The 18459-nt window shown below is 37.0% G+C and carries 17 protein-coding genes, 1 pseudogene and 1 riboswitch; of the genes and pseudogenes, 3 read left to right on the top strand and 15 right to left on the bottom strand.

Features of this window, described 5'->3' with window-relative positions; genetic code table 11:
• Positions 1–41: 41 nt before the first annotated feature.
• The 8 genes from V7121_RS06585 to V7121_RS06550 all read right to left on the bottom strand — a co-directional run bounded on the left by V7121_RS06585 (position 42) and on the right by V7121_RS06550 (position 8678).
• A complete protein-coding gene (locus V7121_RS06585; RefSeq protein WP_335546084.1) occupies positions 42–305 on the bottom strand; it encodes a hypothetical protein in 264 nt (87 codons plus the stop codon).
• Positions 306–631: 326 nt separating this feature from the next.
• On the bottom strand, positions 632–3013 hold the full coding sequence (locus V7121_RS06580; protein ID WP_335546082.1) for a polyprenyl synthetase family protein: 2382 nt from the start codon (positions 3011–3013) through the stop codon (positions 632–634).
• 182 nt (positions 3014–3195) lie between these two features.
• The gene (locus V7121_RS06575) at positions 3196–4155 is read right to left on the bottom strand and encodes an aldolase catalytic domain-containing protein (protein WP_335503088.1); all 960 of its coding nucleotides are present in this window, start codon (positions 4153–4155) and stop codon (positions 3196–3198) included.
• Positions 4156–4508: 353 nt separating this feature from the next.
• Complete coding sequence (gene chbG, locus V7121_RS06570) at positions 4509–5213, bottom strand: chitin disaccharide deacetylase (RefSeq protein WP_335498657.1); 705 nt, start codon at positions 5211–5213, stop codon at positions 4509–4511.
• Positions 5214–5287: 74 nt separating this feature from the next.
• Positions 5288–5596 carry a PTS lactose/cellobiose transporter subunit IIA gene (locus tag V7121_RS06565; protein WP_335498658.1) on the bottom strand — a complete coding sequence of 103 codons (309 nt, stop codon included), beginning with the start codon at positions 5594–5596 and terminating at the stop codon, positions 5288–5290.
• A gap of 20 nt (positions 5597–5616) precedes the next feature.
• Positions 5617–6933: a 6-phospho-beta-glucosidase gene (locus V7121_RS06560; RefSeq protein ID WP_335546080.1), complete on the bottom strand. Its 1317-nt coding sequence runs from the start codon at positions 6931–6933 to the stop codon at positions 5617–5619.
• Positions 6934–6993: 60 nt separating this feature from the next.
• Entirely contained in the window at positions 6994–8364 is a 1371-nt protein-coding gene (locus V7121_RS06555) for a PTS sugar transporter subunit IIC (RefSeq protein ID WP_335498662.1), read from the bottom strand.
• 5 nt (positions 8365–8369) lie between these two features.
• Positions 8370–8678 (bottom strand): PTS sugar transporter subunit IIB, encoded by a 309-nt coding sequence (locus V7121_RS06550; RefSeq protein ID WP_335498664.1) that lies wholly within the window; start codon positions 8676–8678, stop codon positions 8370–8372.
• 195 nt (positions 8679–8873) lie between these two features.
• Between V7121_RS06550 and V7121_RS06545 the strand changes: the two genes are divergently transcribed.
• Positions 8874–9602, top strand: coding sequence for a GntR family transcriptional regulator (locus V7121_RS06545; RefSeq protein ID WP_335498667.1), 729 nt, complete (start codon positions 8874–8876; stop codon positions 9600–9602).
• Positions 9603–9797: 195 nt separating this feature from the next.
• On the opposite strand, the gene V7121_RS06540 is transcribed toward V7121_RS06545, so the two are convergent.
• The 6 genes and pseudogenes from V7121_RS06540 to V7121_RS06520 all read right to left on the bottom strand — a co-directional run bounded on the left by V7121_RS06540 (position 9798) and on the right by V7121_RS06520 (position 14870).
• Positions 9798–10478, bottom strand: coding sequence for a HAMP domain-containing sensor histidine kinase (locus V7121_RS06540; RefSeq protein ID WP_335546078.1), 681 nt, complete (start codon positions 10476–10478; stop codon positions 9798–9800).
• Positions 10479–10769: 291 nt separating this feature from the next.
• A pseudogene (locus V7121_RS24910) lies at positions 10770–11009 on the bottom strand (LytS/YhcK type 5TM receptor domain-containing protein); the annotation flags it as partial.
• Positions 11010–11364: 355 nt separating this feature from the next.
• On the bottom strand, positions 11365–11751 hold the full coding sequence (locus V7121_RS06535) for a hypothetical protein (RefSeq protein ID WP_335495147.1): 387 nt from the start codon (positions 11749–11751) through the stop codon (positions 11365–11367).
• Between the two features lie 32 nt (positions 11752–11783).
• Complete coding sequence (locus V7121_RS06530) at positions 11784–13160, bottom strand: amino acid permease (protein WP_335546076.1); 1377 nt, start codon at positions 13158–13160, stop codon at positions 11784–11786.
• Positions 13161–13315: 155 nt separating this feature from the next.
• A riboswitch (glycine riboswitch) is annotated at positions 13316–13396 on the bottom strand.
• A gap of 245 nt (positions 13397–13641) precedes the next feature.
• A complete protein-coding gene (locus V7121_RS06525) occupies positions 13642–13902 on the bottom strand; it encodes a hypothetical protein (RefSeq protein ID WP_335546074.1) in 261 nt (86 codons plus the stop codon).
• 170 nt (positions 13903–14072) lie between these two features.
• Positions 14073–14870, bottom strand: coding sequence for a DUF2935 domain-containing protein (locus tag V7121_RS06520; RefSeq protein ID WP_335495150.1), 798 nt, complete (start codon positions 14868–14870; stop codon positions 14073–14075).
• Positions 14871–15112: 242 nt separating this feature from the next.
• Between V7121_RS06520 and V7121_RS06515 the strand changes: the two genes are divergently transcribed.
• Together V7121_RS06515 and V7121_RS06510 are read left to right on the top strand one after the other, a co-directional pair.
• Entirely contained in the window at positions 15113–16039 is a 927-nt protein-coding gene (locus V7121_RS06515) for a DMT family transporter (protein WP_335546072.1), read from the top strand.
• A 12-nt stretch (positions 16040–16051) separates the two neighbouring features.
• Positions 16052–16639, top strand: a complete 588-nt coding sequence (locus V7121_RS06510; RefSeq protein WP_335546070.1) for a cysteine dioxygenase — start codon at positions 16052–16054, stop codon at positions 16637–16639.
• A 90-nt stretch (positions 16640–16729) separates the two neighbouring features.
• On the opposite strand, the gene thrC is transcribed toward V7121_RS06510, so the two are convergent.
• Positions 16730–18133, bottom strand: coding sequence for a threonine synthase (gene thrC / locus V7121_RS06505; RefSeq protein ID WP_335546068.1), 1404 nt, complete (start codon positions 18131–18133; stop codon positions 16730–16732).
• Between the last annotated feature and the right edge of the window lie 326 nt (positions 18134–18459).

Raw genomic sequence — 18459 nt, 5'->3', positions numbered from 1 at the left:
ATGAGTTATAATTTACCATTTATACAAAAAATCGATAGAAATTATTTTATTTTGATACTATGTCTAAATCGATTATAATCCGTTTTAATGAAATGAAAAGCAGCAGCATTTCCGCCGTGATCGGGATGTGTTATCTTTAATAGTTTTTTATACCTTGTAATTACCTCTTTATCACTTGCTCTTTTTGAAAGTCCTAATTTTTGGCGATAATCATCTGTATGGGGCGGAGGAGTTTCAGTCTGGTCAACTTCGCTTTGTTTTCCTCTAAATAGTTCTTCCCTTAATTTAAGTAATTCACTATTCAAATAAATATTCTCTTTTAGTAACTTCTTTGTTTCCTTTTGTAATTCACTTTTCCCTTTTTCTAGGTTAACAATCTCCTTATTTAATCTTTCTCTTTGTTGAATTAAAGAAGCTATTGATGTCTGTATCTTCGGTGATTCCTTCTTCCCTTAACAATTCAAATGCTCGATCTGTGTTCAAAATCTTCCCTTCATTCCCTCTTTTTTTCATTATTTTATATGAGGATATCTAGAATGTGAATGGATATAAAAGACTATAACTGTCCTGAAACTAAAATGGAGTTACCCTCCAGATAGGTAACTCCTAAATAAAACAATACGACAAACTATTAATGATCACGGTTTACAATATAATTTAATAAATGCTTGAGAAAAGAGATATTACGAGGAACATCCTCCAATGCTTCCATGGCAAGACAGTAATGTTCCCACATTTTTTTTCTAGCCCCATCAGGTCCTAGTACTGATACAAACGTAGAGTTGTTGTTTTCTGCGTCTTTGCCAATGGGCTTTCCGAGTAAGACTGTATCTCCTTCAACATCAAGGAGATCATCCTTTATCTGAAAGGCAATCCCGGCATGATGGGCGAACTTTTTCAATGCCTCCATTTCTGACTCCTTTGCTTGAGCGAGGATAGCGGGCATGATCAACGATGCTTCAAACGCTATACCGGTTTTATAAAAACACAACGTATTCAATTGTTCCAGTGTCAATTGTTTCCCTTTGGAATCTAAATCCATCGCCTGTCCTGTACACATTAAGGCTGTCATTTGAGCGGAATAATGGATCACGGTAAGCACTGTTTTTGAATCGAAATAATTAAGGGACGCTTGTTCCTCGATCGCCTTCTGGGTCAGAAAGAGACCGGTTAATTCCGCTATGGAAACATTAAATACCTGATGCAGGGTTGGACGGCCTCTTCGGACCGAGGAATTATCTTGAGACGGTAAATCGTCAAAAATTAACGATGCAGTATGCATATATTCCAATGATTTTAGAAGTGGCACGATTGCCGACTTATCTAGTCCATATTCGTTAACGCCCATGACCCACGTCATGATTGGCCGCAATCGCTTCCCATCCCCTTCGAGACTGTAATTTGCTGCATCAATGATTGGCTCAACATTCTTGATTTTAGGGATTTTTAGGAGATGATTAATCTCTTTGCGAATCGTTTCCACCGTGTCTTTAAATACTTCTCTCTCTTGTCGTTCATTTTTCAGATTTGTTATCATTTGGTCCCTGAGAAGTTTATCAAAGAAATCAACATCATCTGCTTTACGCACCAAATTTTGAATGACACGATTAAATTTCGGAATACCAAAAGCAAATAGTTTCATAATTTCGTTGTATCTTTCAGTTCCCATGCGTCTTTTGAATCGTTTAAGACCATTTATTGCCCGATCAAGGATCACCTCACAAGCCTTACTATCTGAGTGATATACCTCATGGATCAAATTGGAAATGACTGTCCAGTATAATTCAAAGGGATTAATAAGATTGTCGCGCTTATCATGATATTTCAGATAATATGTATAGGGGGTTACCCTGCCTTCTTTCAAGTCTTCATCCATATCTGCAAAGTCGTCAGCCAGCTGGTTATAAATTCCATAAAAAAATGTCCGTTCTTCAAAACCTTCATCCTCAGGAGCACTAATAACAGAGCGAACAATCAATCGGGAGGAAGAAGACTTTAATATGACAGGGATGTATAGCTCTTCATTTGTGTAATTGGGTTCGGAGAGAGTCTTTAAACGATCTACTTCTTGTGAATTAAAAAATACATAAGCCTGCTCGAAAAATTTTTGTTCTGTTTCAGGACGTAAATGTGACTTAATATATTCAAAAGCATCCCGGAGTTCAGCATGTATATAACGGATGAGGTTCACGTTCTTTCCAGACCATTCACCCAATTCTGGGACAGTTCCAGTGATAAGGGTAGACCGTATCAAATCAGAATATTTCTTTTCTTCTTCTATAGATAAGATTTTTGCATCGAGAAGATCATCTATGAATGGATAGGTTAGCCCGTAAGCATATCCAAGCCTAATCGCAGCATCTAGTTTCTGGGTGCGTTCTTCAAGCGAGATTTCATCACCCATCTCTTCAACCTCATGCATAATGACCCCTGCAATAATTTTAATTAGCTTCCGCTGTGCATTTTCTGCATCCATCCCATTAGGAATATTGGAGGATACAGTTTTAAGTTTTTCTAACAACCAAATCATCGTCAATTCGATGCCTTCCTTTTGGGCCATTCGGTACAACTCAGCCAAGCTAAACCTCTCAATTTTGATCCCTCGATTAGTTTGGGTAGAATTAGTGAGGTTATTTTTTAAATTTTCAACGACACGTCGGACTCTTTTCTGTGTCTCAGGTGCGTCAAGGGATTTCCCAAGATCGCGCATGAAAATATAAGAGATGCTTCGATCCAGGTAATTTTCTAGTTTACCAGTATAATTGAGCCATTGGATGTAGTTGTGATAGGCTCGAGTATCAGGTTTTCCCTTTCGACCCGATAAAAAGGATAGTATTGAATGACGATGGATATGGTTCTGCTTCCACGATTGGAAATCTTTGGTCAAAATTGGTATAAAAGACCTTTGCGTAACCTGTTCATAAAGCGATTGGAAATAATGAGCAGCATTCTGCTCAGCCAGCTGGTAGCTTGCATCGGCATTTTTAATTAACTCCTCATTCATACTACACATTACCTCTTCTTAAGGTTGTCTAATATATCTTTGCAATATATTACAAACCGAGATTAATATTTTATTTCATGAAAATATCTTACTAATATAATTCCGTTTAATCTTGGTAATCCCTTCATTATTCTATTCATTAAAAAAAATAAAAAGTACCTCATCGATAGAGGTACTTTTAGCAATCTGAATTATTTTAATGTCGTAGCAACTGTACTTTCAGGGGACGTTACCTTATCATAAAAATCTACGAATTGGTCACGGTCCGCACTATCACGGTATGCCATGGCTACACGTGGATGTTCATTCAGTACACCTGAGATCATGTAAGGAATGATATAGCCCCATTCCCACTTTTCACGCATTTCAAGCATATGTTCTTCAATCACTCGAAGAAGTGGCTTTAGCTCATAGCTTGTTTTTTGAATATAGCTAACGAGAAGTTCTGTGTTACAGTTACCTGCTGCACGCCCCATACCATACACCGAAGAATCTAGAAAAACAACCCCATTTTTGAGCGCCGTCAATGTATTAGCGAAGGCTAATTGCATATTGTTATGAGTATGAATGCCAAGCTGTTTGTTCGGGAGCATCGCTTGGAACTTTTTCACTTGGTGCTCAATATCTGTTGGATCTAAGCTTCCAAAGGAGTCAACGATATAGACAACATCTACTGGGCTTTCCTTCACCAAATCAAACGCTTTAATCAACTGCTGTTCAGGTACACTTGATAACGCCATAATGTTTAGGGACGTTTCATAACCCAAATCATGAAACATTTGGACGAGTTCTAATCCTTTATCCACTTCACGAATATAACAAGCCACTCGAATCATATCTAAAGCACTTTGTTCACGTGGTAAGATATCATTGGGATCTACCCGGCCAATATCTACTAAAGCCGATAGCTTGGTGGACCTTTTCACAGGAATAATCTCTTTTAGAAAGTTATCATCCAGAAATCTCCATGGATTGGGTTCAGTCGCTTTAAGAAGCTTTGGAGAATTTTTATAACCAATCTCCATGTATTCAACACCTGCATCACATAGACCCTCATACAAGTCCTGAACAAATTTTACACTGAAATCCCAATTGTTAACTAATCCTCCATCACGAATCGTACAGTCAATAATGTTGCTACGTTGTCCCATGAATACTTCCCCCTGTTTATTACGCTTTTATATTTTATAAATCACTTTCACGCTTTTAAGCGCTAAAATTTCTTATTGTGTTTATATCATGCTTGAGGTGAAGGTGTCAACTCATTTTTCCGAAAATTCATTTTATCGACGATCTGAAGATATGTTCTATATTCATTTTAAATCTAATAATTCAACTACGTCTCAAATGTATATATTAATCATTATTACTCAATTCCTCTGTTTTTACAAACAATTCATAATTTACCGCAAAATCCGCAAAATATTTCTATTACCGCGAAACTACGTCAAAAAGTCACCTATAAGTTTTATAGGTGACTTAGAGTAAAGCGATGACTACTCTATTACATTAAGATCATGTTATTAGGCAACTTGACTGATGTCAAAATTTCTAGCTCTGTTAATCTTCGATAAGTATAAGATGAACCGTGTAATAGGTTATTATCTAGGTATGCTGGGTGACACATCACTTCAACTGTCATACTTTCATTAAAACGCTCATTCAACTTTGAAAAATAATCCGGGTTAACACCTTCACCATAGAAATCGAACAATGATACATCCGAGAAAGAGTTCACGCCATCAATCAAATTGAATCCATTTCTCCTTACCGGCAGTCTGAATTTTCTAGATAAATTCTTTACAACAGGATTAAGTTCTTTCAATGTATGAATATGGTGATGGCTATCAAGATGGGTGGGTTTGAGTCCAGCGTTGATAAATCGTTCGATCTGAGCAGTCCACTCTCTTTCCAGCTCTACTAATGAAATAACTTTTGGATCAAATGTAGACAAGGTTCTAAAATGGCCATTATTATCAACTAATGATGGGACATGATCTACTAATGGTTTTCCACATGTTAAAACAAGATGGATTCCTACCCGCAATTTTGGATATTTTTTAGCCAATTGTATGGCATGTTCGGTACCTGCCATTGTCATCATCATCGTGGTTGAATTAACAATCCCATACAAAAAACTGTCGATTATTCCGTGGTTTACTCCATGGCTAAACCCAAAGTCATCGGCATTAACGATTAATTTAATCATGATTTAATCACCTTTTTATCAGACAAGGAGGTTGTCAATTTTCTCGAAGAAATAATGCATTAGTTACTATCAAGTCAATTTATTCTATAATATAGCTCAACCATTTCTGCAGCCAAATCCTTCACTGTCATCGCGTTCATTAAATGATCTTGTGCATGAACCATTAACAAAGAGACTGCAGTTGTTTCACCTTTTATCTCTTCTTGAATGAGAGATGTCTGAATATGGTGGGCTTCATTTAATGCGGTTTCTGCTTCCTTTAATTTTTCTCTTGCTCCTTCAAAGTCACCTTGCTTTGCTGCGACCATCGCTTCCATCGCAGCGCTTCGGCCATTGCCTCCATGAAGAATAATTTGAAAGATTACTTGCTCTAAATTTTCCATTCTATTTTCCTCACTTACTATTAATTAAAGAACAAGGGTAAATATTCCTTATGTGCTTCGAGCATTTCGTCTAATATGATTTTTGCTACGCGATCACTTGGTACAAAAGGATTTATGGTCATGGCCAGTAACGCTGTTGCATAATCACCGCTAATAGCAGCTTCAATTGCTACCCTTTCAAAGGATTTCACTTGTTGTACAAGTCCTCGAACTTGGATAGGTAAATCACCCACAGCGATAGGTTTCGGTCCATCCTTTGTAATGATACAACTGAGTTCTACAGCAGAATCAAATGGTAGACTTGAGATTGCCCCCTTATTTATCGTATTAACTGCCTGGATGTCGCATTTGTCAGTATACATCGAGTGAATGAGCCTGACCGCCGCCTCACTATAATAGGCCCCACCCCTCTTCTCTAATTGAGGAGGTTTAATGTCCAAATGAGGGTCTTTATATAACTCAAACAGCTCTTCTTCTAGCTTTTTAACAACCTCAGCACGAGTTCCGCCTTCTTGATAATTTTTTAATTCTTTTTCAAGCATGTCTCCCGATTTGTAATAGTAATTATGATATGGGCATGGAAAAACATCTAACGCCCGTAAGAAATCAGGTTCCCAACCCATGGCATGAATGTTTTGCATTGTGATGCTTTTCTCTGGATCATTAATTAGGGAAATCACTTGATCCTTCACGGATACACCATCGACATAAATGTTTAATCCATACACCATGTGGTTTAATCCTGCAAAATCAATTCTTACTCTGCTATGGTCTACATCTAATAGTTTTGCAATGCCCATTTCCATTCCGATTGGCACATTACACAATCCTACCACTCTATCAATATTACTGTAACGAAGAACAGCCTCTGTGACCATCCCGGCAGGATTAGTAAAATTTATAAGCCAGGCATTGGGGCAAACCTCTTCCATTTCCCGGCAAATATCAAGAATGACTGGAATGGTTCTAAGAGCTTTAAATAAACCTCCAGGTCCATTGGTTTCCTGACCAAGTACACCGTGTTTCAATGGAATACTCTCATCTTTCTTACGGGCTTCTAGTAAACCTACGCGAAATTGAGTGGTTACGAAATCCGCAGCCTTTAGCGCTTCTTTTCGGTCTAATGTCAAAAATATTTTAATCGGAACTCCCGCTTTTTCTACCATTCTTTTGGCAAGATTACCGACAATTTCAAGCTTTTCCTTACCTTCTTCTACATCCACCAACCATAATTCACGGACTGGCAGTTCGTTATGATATTTAATAAATCCCTCAATAAGTTCGGGAGTATAGCTTGATCCCCCACCTATTGTAACGATTTTTAAACCCTTTTTCATTTTTAAACACCTCTGGTTGATCATTATTTAATGGTTGCAAACTTTAGAGTCAACACTCATTTACATATTTAAAGTATTGGTAGCTTGGGATGATGTTTTATCCTTGTCTCTTCTTGCTTCTATTCGTCCTTGAGCGATAACAAAAGGAAGATAAATAGCGACAGAAATGATTAAATTCACTAATGCTAAAATAGCACCTGAAACATGCCCGCCAGTTGCCAGTAATCCTCCTACAATCGCAGGTGTCACCCAAGGGATATCTGCAACAACCGGATGAACTAGACCTAAACTTATTGATGTGTAGGCAACGATCGTCATGATAATTGGTCCTAGTATAAACGGAATGAACCAAATGGGATTTAATACAATGGGCAATCCAAAAAGGATAGGTTCATTGATTTGAAATACCCCCGGCGGAGTACCTAACGCAATTAATTGCTTATTCCGTTTGCGACCGGCGATAAACATCGCTATCAATAAACCTAATGTTGCACCAGAGCCTCCAAGATAAACAAAAGCATCCAAGAAAGATCCTGAAAGAACGTGGTATTTCCCTAAATCCTGTACACCTTGTGCATACATATTTACATTTTCTTGTCCCAGCTTGGTCATTAATGGAGTTGTAATTCCCCCGAGTATGTTTGGACCGTGAAGACCGAGAATCCAAAATCCATGCACCAAAAATACAATCAAAATCGCAAACAGCATCGAATCTACTGCACCGGTAAGAGGTGAAACGAGTACCTTATTGATCCAATCGTTCAAATATGCGCCATCACTAATAAATTTGCGTAAAATTAGTCCGAACAATCCGATGGCAAAAATGGTTGCCATTCCTGGAAGGAGCTTTGCAAATGAACGGGATACCGCTGGCGGAACACCATCCGGCAATTTAATGACTAAAAATTTAATTTTAGCTAAACGAACAAAAATTTCTGTCGCGACAATCGCAACTATAATCCCCGTAAATAGGGCTGTAGCATTGAAATAATTCCAGCCAATAAACCCCCACGCGCCACCGGTAACCGCCTCTCCTCCCTCTGGTGTTATTGATACATTGGCAACTTGGGGAATCAGAACAAAGAATGCGGCGCCAGCTACAAGCATTGCTTCAAAACCATCGTCACCGTAAGACCTTGCCAATTTATTCGCAATCCCGAAAACCGCAAATATGGTCATAAAAGCTAGGGTCCCCCACCAAATATCTCCTCCTAATGTTGTCCACGTCTCTCCGAACAGGGAAATCATAAATTTTTCATAATATTTACCAATGCCTGGTACCTTTCCAAGATTATTCAAAAGAACTGCTAACGAACCAATCATGGTAATCGCGATCATTCCCACTAAGGCGTCACGGATGGCTAGGAGATGCCTGTTGTTACCAAGCTTATTTGCGAACGGCATAATAAATCGATCAATAAAATTCATCATGTAATCTACTCCCCTTTAATTAGATTAATCGCTTGCTTCAAAACCTCTTCTCCATTACAAAGCCCATAATGCTGCGGGTTAATTGCCTCTACCGGAATACCCATTTTTTCTCCGGCCTTTTTAAGTTGAGGAAGCATGTAACGGACTTGTGGACCAAGGAGCAGCACGTCTGCCTTGTTGATCTGCTCATTTATTTCAGTAGTACCTACTGCCCAAATTTCACAATCAATCCCAAGAGATTTGGCACTTCCCTCCATTTTAGAAACCAATAGACTCGTAGACATACCTGCGGAACAACATAATAAAATCTTCATCCATATCCTCCTTTTGAAAGCGATTACATTTCTTGTTTCTATTGTAATTACAATTCAGAATATTTTCAATACAATTTTTATTTATTTGTTATCAATCCTTAAATTTGTTATTACAAATTTAAGGATTGTATTTTTTACAGTACATTTAGGAGCTTTTTTTTGATACTCTATAAGTATGGAGGGGGGAAGCCCATTATGATAGAAGAAGCGAAAGATGGAAGTGCTCTACACCTAAAGGTAAAGGATGCAATCATACAATTGATTAATGATGGTGAATATAAACCGGATTCCCAGTTGCCCACGGAGGCTGAATTTTGCGAGAAATATGGAGTAAGCAGGACAACCGTACGAACTGCCTTACAGCAACTAACAATGGAAGGTTATGTCTATCGTAAACGGGGAAGTGGAACCTTTGTGTCCACAAACAAAGTAAAACAAATATTAACCACGACAGTGGACCACTTTTCGAGTCAAATTTCCATGCAGGGAAAGAAACCCTCAATTAAAGTCCTGCAATTAGAAGTGATCCCTGCCGATGAGTATCTTAGTGAGCAATTAAAGATTCAAGAAGGAGAACCGGTTAATGCACTCGAAAGGGTCCGTTTTGTTAATGAAGAACCAATCCAGTTTGAAACAGCTTATTTACCTTGGTATAAAACCCCGGCTTTAAATAAACATGGTTGTGAAAATTCATTATATAAGCTTTTGGAAACTCAATTTGGTTTAAAAATAAACAAGACTGTTGAAGCCCTCGAATTGTTTATTGCCGATCAGGAGGCCGCTGACAAACTTCATATCAGTATCGGTGACCCTTGCTTTGCGCTTGATACGTTTGCCTACCTTCTTGATGGCTCAATCATTGAATATTCAAAAACAATCTATCGTGGTGATAGGGCTCATTTTGTCATTGAAAGAAATTACTAGATATTCCCTGTTATTTCCATAAAAATAAGAACAAGGAAGCTCATAAATATTCAATAACACCAAAAAGCGGAAAAGCCCCATATCGATAAAGGGTTTCTCCGCTTTTAGATATTAATAAACAAAAATCAAGTCTTGTAATATGAAACACTAGAACAAAAATATCTTTATGTGGATGCCTATCATATGTTTTCTTACTTAGGTTATCCGGGGTAGGAGAATAATAAATTCTGTCCCCATCCCCTTTGCACTGTTCACTTGTATTTTACCTTTGAAAGAACGGACAATTTGATAACTTACCATCATTCCTAATCCTGTCCCACTTTCTTTTAAAGAATAAAACGGAGATCCTAGCCTAGCAATTTGTTCTTTTGTCATACCGATTCCTTGGTCCTTTATGCTAATCTTTATATTTCCATCATCAGTTGGAGTACATCTAATCCAAACCATTCCACCATTAGGCATAGACTCTACAGCATTTTTCAAAATATTAATCAATGACTGGTTTAATTTTTGAGGATTAGCATAAATCCAACAGTCTTCATAAAAATCAGTAGTAATCGCAACATTATGCTTCAGGGAGTAGCCTTGAATAATGTTTACTACACGCTGCAACTGATTTCCAACATTAATTCTTTCAAGATGATTGACAGTAGGTTTTCCAAAAGTTAAGAAATCATTGATAATTTCATTGGCGCGATCAAGCTCCTCAATGGATAATTGGATATATTCCTTCTTTTTACTAGGCAAATCCGGCTCATTTAGAAGTTGCAGAAAGCCACGCGTCACTTGCATTGGATTTCTAATTTCATGAGCGAAAACACTTGTTAACTCACTAATTACTCGTAATTTCTCCGAGTTTTCCATTTCTAATCGCAATTGGTGAATCACCCTGATTGACTCAGTTAAGAAAGTAAAGAACAAAGTAACTACCACCGCGAAGATAAGATGAACGATCTGAACCTTCAGATAATCTAAAGAAAACCCTCTTAGTATACCAAAAATAGTAAGGCCAATAAGACAGTAGTAAAAGGCTAGACCCACTGCAATTTTAACCCTTTTATCTATTTTCGAACTTACAAACGTTTTCTGAAAAAACAAGATCACAGGCAGTGAGAATAATAAGACAAATACAGTATTATAAAATCCTAGGTTAATCCCAAAATAAAGTCGATAAAGGATGATAAGAGCTGATAGGAAGAAACCGGGCCAAACTCCCCCGTAAAGGGTCCCTAATAAGAGAGGAATTATTCTTAACTCTATACGAGCATTTTGACCGAAATCCACTGGAAAGGACATGCAAAATAATATGGATATTCCCCACAAAATTGACATGATTACATTTCTATTTTTACTACTCTTTACCCACTCCGTAATAAAGGTATAGTAAATAAATATGGGTATTACCATAAGCGTTAGTTGCAGCAAAAAATCCTTGATTATACTCATCATTGTTACCTTTCATATCTATTAATAATCTGAATCCTGAAATATAAGGTAGAGAATTAAATTCGTAATCAATCAATATTATACTTTAAAGGGTGAATAATTTGTGACTTTTGTTTTTTCTTTAAAATGTAAATATAGATATTTGCAAGCAGTAATTTAGATATTTAGTTCACTTTATTAAGATAGTTTACTATATTCCTATAATCCAAGATTAAGATGATAAGAGAGTTTTCATTCATTCCAAATAAAAAGAGGCACAAATCAAAAGTGATTTGTAACCTCTGTGTGATAGTTTTTATGTGACAATAAGAAATAACTAGTCAAATCTTTTTGAGCGAAGAGGCTTCGTATTATTCCCCTTACTAAATGACTCACTGATACTTTTTAAGGTGTATAGTCTGGACGTTAACAGAAATAATTCATCATAGCTATTTTTTACGTATTCCTCAATAATCTTGAGCCCTTCTTTAAATTGATCCACTAAATAATACGTATACTTCTCATCCCAATCAAACTTATTAATTCTAATCAATTCATCTGCAAGGATCTGAAATTTATACTCTTCAATTAGTAGTTTTATTTGATACAACTTATCCGGAGTAAACCTGTTGCTGTTTTTATTAACATGACTTTTTTGAACATATGTTATAAACCCGTTGATATTTTCAGCAAGCAAATTAGCCTTTTGCATCTCAAACTTCATAACACACACTCCTCACTATCTAAAAAACATCATTATGAAGAGTGTATGTTTTGAGCCGTTAGTCTGACACCCTTTTTCTTTTTAAATGAATAAAAAATGAATAAAAGAATGAACCAAACTGGAGTTAATAATAAAGCGGCACGAGTTGCTTCGGCATATAACATAATAATTAGAATAAATGCAAATAAAGTTAGGACGACATAATTGATAAACGGTGCAAACGGTGCTTTAAAAATTGATTTTTCATGTAAATCAGGACGTGATTTCCGGTAGCGCAAATGACAAATTAATATGATGCTCCAAACCCAGATAAAACAAATTGCACTGATCGTGGTTACGATTCCAAAGGCTTGTTCTGGAATTAGTTTACTTAAAAGAGCACCAGCTGAAAGAACAAGGGTGGAAATAAATAATGCGTTACTTGGTACATGGTTTTTATTTAATTGGGCAAATTTAGCAGGTCCCTGTTTGTTACCACTTAAATTAAACAAGATTCGGCTGGTTGAAAATAATCCACTGTTACATGCTGATGCCGCTGATGTTAGAACAACAAAATTGATAATTCCTGCAGCAATTGGAATACCTACTAAGCTAAATGTCTTAACAAATGGACTATTAGCTGCATTCAGTTCTGTCCAAGGATTGATGCATAAAAGAATGAAAAGGGCTCCCACATAGAAAAATAAAATTCGCAGCGGGATCTTATTAATGGCAGATGGAATATTTTTTCGTGGATTGGATGTTTCCGCTGCGGAGACACCAACTAATTCAACACCCACAAATGCAAAGACAACCATTTGAAAAGATAAAAAGAAACCTGATATTCCATTTGGAAAAAGACCACCGTGTCCCCAAAGATTTTTGACTGTAACCGTCCCTGAATCGGTTTGAAATCCAATAACCAATAAGATGATCCCTATTACGATTAATGCTAGAATGGTAATGACTTTGATGATTGCAAACCAAAACTCTAACTCCCCAAATAGCTTTACGGTTAGTAAATTTAACCCCAATAATAGAATTAAACAGATTAAAGCAGGTATCCATTGAGGGATATCGAACCAATATTGCACATATACCCCGATAGCAATAATATCAGCCATGGCAGTCATGATCCAACAAAACCAATAGGTCCATCCTGTCACAAAACCTGCCCAAGGTCCAATATACTCTTCTGCAAAATCCGTGAAAGATTTATACCTCGCATTCGATAAAAGAAGTTCCCCGAGTGCCCTCATCACAAAAAAACAAGCAATACCAACGATTAAATAAGCAAAAATGATAGATGGTCCTGCTAACTGGATCGCTCTTCCTGAACCAAGGAATAAACCTGTCCCAATCGTACCGCCAATCGCAATCAGTTGTACGTGCCGATTTTTTAAATCTCGTTTTAATTCTTGTTGTGCCATTTTCATTTCCTCCTTATTTTTGTCAAGTTTGAGTTGTGAAGTGATGAACAGAAGGTTAAATACCATAAAAAAAGAGACTGGATCAGCTCCAATCTCACGGTCATAAGAATAACAAATAATATTTATTACTCAATTATTAGAATAACAAATAAAATACGTACTCTTCTGTCCTTTTGCCTGAGATTGTGAACCCTTCGGCGCCGCAGATTTCCTGCGGTCTCTCCAGAAGCTGCTCCTGCTATAGTTTGACCCATAGCAATCATAGCTCGCTTATTATTAAATTTTATCTTGAAGAACCAAAGGGTTAAATCTCCCACTTATGAATGTTATTTACCAATCATTTAAATTCACAAACTACATTATTGTTAAATAATTTCTAATTTTAGTAGTATTCAATCACTTTGTCAACAAATAATATTCAAAATCTAAATCTTGAAGAAAACAAAGACCCACTACAAACGTAATGGGTCCATTTTTCGCCTTAATCCCCAAGGACTAAAAAATATTGAATATGATTGGCTGAGATAGGAGTAATCGCCATAATACGATAACCGATACTTAATAATTGTGACAACGTTTCTGCACAATTTTGACGTGGAGGCTCAAATGGAGCATGGTAACTTTTATAAAGATTGATGAATTGGTTATTGTTTGTACAGTGTAGCAAGATGACATGTCTACCGGTCCATGCTTGACCAATCATTGGTTGTGGTTGACCTTGAATTTCCCTTTTACTTCTCAAAATAAACACCCTCATGTATTGATACAATAGAGTATGGAAAAAACCTAGTCCAATGTTCTTAAAAATTAGGAGGCTGTAATGATTTTATAATTTCAATCCAAATACCAAATATAAGCAAAAAGGAGTGATTTTTTTGTACCACTCCTCACTTTTTATGGAAGATCAGTTTCTTATTCTTTAAGTCGAGGTTTAGCAGGATTACAATTTGGTGGGTCAAGTTTTGCAGATTCTGCTAACTTCATAAGATAATAACATTCTTCACGGTACATATGATCCGCCATTAATGGTGCGAAGGTTCCTAATGCTTGCTTACTTAGACGAAGCTCCTCGATTTCCTGTAAAAAGTTTTGAAATAACTTAATTTCTAATTGACTGTCTAAATTCATTTTATCCAAAGCAGGGAAAGAAGCTAAATTGGTTCTTAAATACCCTGCAAGTTCAACAGCTTTTAAATAAAAATTTTCAAATTTTTTTCTAAATGCAACACTTTTCTCTCTCAATTTCTTTTCAACACCATCTAAATTGGTGGAAATTCCCTCTGCATGCCCCGCTGCATCTAATAACCACAAAAGGTGATGGTGGAGCTCATGGTAAACAGGTGGGACTTGCCCAGCCTTTAAGTGTTCTAAAATCCTTAAATACTCCTCTAACTCATTTACCATATGATTTATGAAAGTGGGTGAAAGGTGAATTTTTATTTTTCCAATCAGATGTTTTCTTAATAAATCCAATTTAAATTCTCGTAATTTAATAACTTCGGATTGAGCTTCGCTTGTTAATGGCCCCAATTCTGCGGATTTCGCACGCTCCAACAGTGTGTCAAATACTCGAATAAAAGTTAGGGCCTTTTCAATTTCCTCTTTTTGAACGGGGGCTAACGACTCGTATATAAACCTTGAATGATCACCTAATATTTGTAGCCAAAAAAGGTGTTCTAATCTAGCTTTTTCCTCAAAGATATCAATCATGTTTATTCCTCCCACATAATTATCCACACACTATTTTGATGTTATTCTTCAATCCCGTTGCTTATGAACAAAGCAGAAAATTTTTTATTATAAGTCAGATAAAAACTCTTTATGTCCATATTTCAAAAGGAATCCTACAGATGATACATTTTCCAGGTTCTAATACCAAAGGTATACGTATCATCTTCCGGGACAAGCATATGATGTAGTAACTACCTTTTTGCTGGAAGGGATGTTCTTTTTTGACCTATTATAAATCGAAGTTCACAGCCTCGGTGTATGCAACCATATCGATCAGTTTTTGGGGAATTTCCTTTGTATCGACGAAGGCTGTGTTAGGAAAATTAGATCCATATTCGTTACTCGTTGTGCGATTTGGTATTGGATCCTTATTTTTGCTGTTGCTATTACTCATGCAGCGTAAGCGGCTACTCGTCTCCATTAAATATATCCCCCATTTAATGATCCTCGGCATCCTTGGGGTATTTGTTCATCAGATACTTCAAGCGACAGCTTTGCTGACGATTAACGCTTCATCTGCTGGTTGGCTCATTTCATTTTCCCCCATCTTTACGGTCATCCTTTCCATTCTCTTTTTACATGAAAAGTTGAGTCTTTCAAAGGCATTGGGAATGGTGCTCGCGATAACGGGTGTATTAATCGTAACAACGACAAGAATGGGACAATCCTTTCAGTTTTCCATTAATATAGGATTCCTTCTTATGATGTTGAGCACGTTGAATTGGGCGGTTTATTCAGTGCTCTTAAAAAGCTTAAAGATTCCATATTCTCCACTCTTAATCACGTTTTATATGAGTTTAATAGGTTTGATTCTAACCACACCTTTAATTATTAGAAATAAAGGCTGGGTCTCACTTTCCCTTCTGAACTATTCCGAGTGGGCCCATTTGTTGTTTCTTGGGGTTTTTGTTTCGGGAATTGCTTATTGGTACTGGGGAAAGGCACTTGAGGTGTTAGAGGCTTCGAAGGTTTCAATGTTTCTATACATGGAGCCGGTCGCAACGTTGATAACTGCGGTTTTACTCCTAGATGAAAAAGTTTTTCTCATAAGTGTTGCTGGGGGAATCATAATTATAATTGGAGTGATTATTGTTAACGGTCAGCTTATGCCTATGATGGTCAACCTCATCAAGAAGAAACGACGGTAGGAGGACAGTTTTATGACTTTGACAATGAAGCTACAGAATATTTTAGGTGCTTTAAAAAGTCCATCTAAAACCGAGTTGAAAGCCGCGCTATTAAAACTGGGTCTCACATTAGATGACCTTGCACTCTTACCAGAACCATCCCCTGGAAAACCGTACAACCGGAAGCTTCTCTTTAAAAACGAAGAAGTTGAACTACTTGTCATGAATTGGTCCCAATTGGAGTGCGCTCCGCATGATCATGGAAATTCCCACGGCTGGATACAAGTCGTGTCTGGCACTTCCATTAACTCGGTTTATGAGATAAAAGGTGACGGACTGCCTAATGAATTGTTTCATGAAATCCATCGTAAAGGAAAATATTTTTATGCTCCGAAAAAGGGCATCCATAAAATGAAGGCTTTCAAGAATACCGATATGGTTACTCTCCATCTGTATTCCCCTCCCATTACTGGCATGATGGTCTACGATCTGCAAAAATGTGCAGCATGTGTGGTATCAGATGATTGTGGTGCATGGTGGCCTAATGAACAATATCAGAAATTGAAAGAGATTCGATTTAGGGCGGAAGATAATACTGAAAATGAATATCCCAATATATAACATTTCCTCTAAAAAATGAGAAAGGCAACTACCTTTTGAGGGACAATCTCTCCTCAGTGTAGTTGCCTTTTCTATTAAAATAATTAGAGTTCAGTTAGCTGAAAAACGAAACAACGTTTCTAATTGATGGACCACTTCATTCTTATCCGCTTCTATAACCTCTAGAAACTGTGGTTTATTGAACAATTCATTTATTTGCTCAGGGAATGACTGCTTAATTTCACAGCGTTCGATGGACTCATTAAATTTTGCTGGGTGAGCGGTTGCAAGTGTGACACAAACCTCATGAGAATCATTACATTGTTCATAGGCAGCGACTCCACAAGCAGTATGTGGATCTAACAAATAATTGGTATCTTCGTAGTACTTGCTGATGGTTTGCAGGCATTCCTCCCCAACCACTCCATGAGCAGCAAAATCCTTTTTCACTTGGAGAAGATGTTCCGTGTTCACGACAATTTTCCCCTCTGATTTGAAATTCTCCATTAATTCTGACACTGCCTTTGAATCTTCTTTGAGTAGGTAGTACAAATACCGTTCAAAATTACTGGCCACTTGAATATCCATCGACGGGCTGTAGGTGCTTTGGAATTCACCTGGCTTATAGATACCATCCCGGATAAAACCTTCCAAAATATTATTCTCATTAGTTGCAACGATTAGTTTACCAACAGGAAGTCCCATTTTCTTTGCAAGATAGCCAGCAAAGATATCTCCGAAATTCCCAGTTGGCACACTGAAGTTAACATTTTTTCCTTCGTTCTCTTTTGCAACTTGGAAATAAGCGTAGAAATAATAAACGGTTTGCGCCAAAATACGAACAAAGTTAATGGAATTTATCGCACGCAGATGATATTTGTTTTTTAGCTCTACATCTGCAAACAATTCCTTAATGATTCTTTGACCATCATCAAACGTCCCTTTTATAGCTAAATTCAGTACACTTTGGTCATCAATAGTCGTCATTTGTAATTCCTGGACCTTACTTACTTTGCCATGCGGATGCAAAATACAAATGCGAATTCCTTCTTTTCCTCTCACACCCTCTATCGCGGATGCGCCGGTATCACCTGATGTTGCCCCGAGAATATGAATCGTTTCCCCTGTTTTCTTGGAAACATAGGAATATAAATTCCCTAAGAATTGCAGAGCAATGTCTTTAAAAGCAAAGGTCGGACCATGGAATAGTTCGAGGACAAACATGTTATCCTTTACCTTTTTTACAGGTGTGACCTCTGGGTGGCGGAATGTTGAATAGCTTTTCTCGATTAATTCCTTTAACTCATTTTCTGGTATTTCACCTTCAACAAAATAAGAAAAGATTTCGAAAGCTAATTCTTGATAAGTTAGCTTTGACAATGCTTCTAACTTTTCCGCTGGAATTTGCGGAATCTTTTCAGGGACTAATAATCCCCCATCGTTTGCCAATCCCATTAAAACTGTTTCAATAAAACCAATGTTATTTACCTTACCGCGTGTACTAACAAAGTTCATGGCCGCCTCCAAGTTTATTAATAATTTTACTATCGTTATTGTAAAGAAAAGTTGCTTTTAAAACAGAAGATTCTAAGTGAATTAAAAATATATAAATTTTATTTTAACACAATTGAGCGAATAGTCTAGAAATTGTCGTTTTAGAGTGTAGATTTTTTTGATTTACATGATTCGATAGAAGATTTACTCATAATTACTCTACAAATAGGGGGAACCATCGTATTTCAGAAGAAAGTGACGATGAAAACTCATCATACAAATAAAGGAAAGAGGCGGACAATATGGAATTCTATACCTACAGGAAAATAATCTTGTAACAAACCAGA

It is taken from the genome of Neobacillus drentensis (assembly GCF_036962125.1).
GTDB lineage: Bacteria > Bacillota > Bacilli > Bacillales > Cytobacillaceae > Neobacillus > Neobacillus drentensis_B.
This window is presented reverse-complemented; position numbering and strand designations above follow the sequence as displayed.